A 1831-nucleotide genomic window follows, 5' to 3' on the forward strand; every position below is an offset into this window, starting at 1 on the left:
GCGCGGTTCGGTCACTTCGCGGGGGCGGTCCCCTTCAGGAAGCACGCCGCGAGCGGGATGACGTCGATCTGGTACTCCGTCTCGTCCTCCGGTATCCAGTAGCGCTGGCGGAGGCGTTGGGTGGACTCGGCGTCGAGGCGGATGACCGTGCTCTGCCTGCTGCCACGGGACGGTGCGGAGATGTGGGTGAGCGTGCCGTTCAGACCAGCGAAGTACTTCGGCCTGATCTCGGCGGTGGTGATCTCGTCACCGACCTTGAGCGCGGACACGCGCATGATCCTCAGGGCCTCCCGTCGCTTCCTGATGACGGGGCGGAGGGTCTCGATGTGGCCGTCGTTCGCCTGCTCGGCGAGGAAGGCGTTGACGGCGTCGGCGGTGGGTGCCATCGCGGGATCCTTTCGGTGGTGGTCGGGCGTCAGGCCGGGTAGCAGCCGGTTGCGTGCAGGCGGGTCACGGTGTGCTCCTTCTGACCGTCCGGGACGGGCTGGAAGGACGCGAACCGCTGGGTGGACTCCTCGTCGAGGCGTACGGCGGCGTAGACCGTCTTCCGCGGCTGGCGGTCGAGGTGGGTGATCGTGCCCGTCAGCCCGTTGAGCCGGGCGTCCTTGTACTTGTCGAGGCGGACCTTCTGGCCGGGGGCGAGGTTGTCCACTCGCTCCGTCTGCAGAGCGCGGCTTCGCTTCTGTGTGGTGTCGTCGAAGCGGTCGAGGTCAGCGTCCGTGGCCGAGTGGCGGACAAAGGTGAGCACGTCGTCGAACGTGATGGTGGTGGCTTCCATGGTCTTCTTTCCGGGGAGTGGCCGGGGCCGGTCTCCCGGCCCCGGCGGCGGGTCAGCCGAGGTCGTTCAGGAACCGGTGCACTTCGGACTCGGTGAGGGGGCGCAGGGTCGGAGGGCGGGTGCCCTGCGTGTCACGCGCGGTCGGGGTGCCAGCTTCGCCGGGGCCTCCGGGGGCACCCGGGCAGTCGTGGGTGAGCAGCAGCGCGGCGAGGAGGTCGGGCGGAAGGAGCACGGTCATCGGTTCGGGGGCGGCGCGCCGGGTGATGACGACATGCACGGTGATGTGCCGGAGTGTGGTCACGAGAGTCCTCGGTTTCAGTAGTGCGTGGCGTTCGAACCGGGGTTTGCCCTCCCCGTTTCGACATGTATTACTTTACCTTGCTGTCGGTGGTTACGTCAACTCTTCGACCCGGCTGGACATCGAGCGCACCAGTTCGGCCACCCTGACGGCTTCGTCCGTCGAAAGGCCGCTGATGGAGAGCGTCACGGACGCTCCGCCGGCGTCGATGACGGCGGCGACCCAGGGAGACGGCGCGAGCGCGAGGCTGACGGAGGTCTGCCCCCGCATCGGCGTATCCGGTGAGATGGTGGCCCGTCCTGCCACCGGCGAAAGGGTGTAGGCCAGTCTCCGCGCGCTCTCCGCACGGCCCCGCCGCTCCGAATCCCGGGCGGCCACCAGCTCCGCGAGCCGGGCGCGGGCGGTCTCGTACTTCGGCAGCAGCCGCCGTGCGACGTGCTGGGCGACGTGGGCGGGACTGTGAGGGGTGACGCCGATCTCGGGAGAGGAAGGGCGCCCCTTGAGGGAGTAGGTGTCGTGCACCTCCGGGAGGATGGCGCGTACCGCTCCGGGCAGCAGCACGAGGTGCGAGCCGCCGCCGTCGGTCAACTGGTAGCGGCCGGGGTGGGTGGTAGAGGGCTCCGGGCTCCACTGCGGGCCGAGGTCGGAGGCGACGGCGCTGGCGAACTGGAGGCCGGCGGTCGGGCTGGTGTCGGGTTGGCTGGTCACGGCATGGTGCCTCTCGCGGTGAAGGGGGCCGCCCCGGGGTTTCGCGC

The 1831-nt window shown here is 70.0% G+C and carries 4 protein-coding genes; all 4 read right to left on the minus strand.

Annotation, left to right across the window (positions count from 1 at the left end; translation table 11 throughout):
* Nucleotides 1–11 precede the first annotated feature (11 nt).
* The 4 genes from ACFVIM_RS34955 to ACFVIM_RS34970 all read right to left on the minus strand — a co-directional run bounded on the left by ACFVIM_RS34955 (nt 12) and on the right by ACFVIM_RS34970 (nt 1784).
* Nucleotides 12–386 carry a hypothetical protein gene (locus ACFVIM_RS34955; RefSeq protein ID WP_384310362.1) on the minus strand — a complete coding sequence of 125 codons (375 nt, stop codon included), beginning with the start codon at nt 384–386 and terminating at the stop codon, nt 12–14.
* Between the two features lie 29 nt (nt 387–415).
* A complete protein-coding gene (locus tag ACFVIM_RS34960) occupies nt 416–778 on the minus strand; it encodes a hypothetical protein (protein WP_351495547.1) in 363 nt (120 codons plus the stop codon).
* Between the two features lie 52 nt (nt 779–830).
* Nucleotides 831–1079: a hypothetical protein gene (locus ACFVIM_RS34965; protein ID WP_384310364.1), complete on the minus strand. Its 249-nt coding sequence runs from the start codon at nt 1077–1079 to the stop codon at nt 831–833.
* Between the two features lie 90 nt (nt 1080–1169).
* A complete protein-coding gene (locus ACFVIM_RS34970; RefSeq protein ID WP_384310366.1) occupies nt 1170–1784 on the minus strand; it encodes a hypothetical protein in 615 nt (204 codons plus the stop codon).
* Between the last annotated feature and the right edge of the window lie 47 nt (nt 1785–1831).

It is taken from the genome of Streptomyces sp. NPDC057638, from assembly GCF_042800315.1.
In the GTDB taxonomy this organism is placed as follows: Bacteria; Actinomycetota; Actinomycetes; order Streptomycetales; family Streptomycetaceae; genus Streptomyces.

Bases quoted from the DNA above. Each gene is read 5' to 3' on its own strand.
- ACFVIM_RS34955 (WP_384310362.1), bottom strand. From the start codon at position 386: ATGGCACCCACCGCCGACGCCGTCAACGCCTTCCTCGCCGAGCAGGCG.
- ACFVIM_RS34960 (WP_351495547.1), bottom strand. From the start codon at position 778: ATGGAAGCCACCACCATCACGTTCGACGACGTGCTCACCTTTGTCCGC.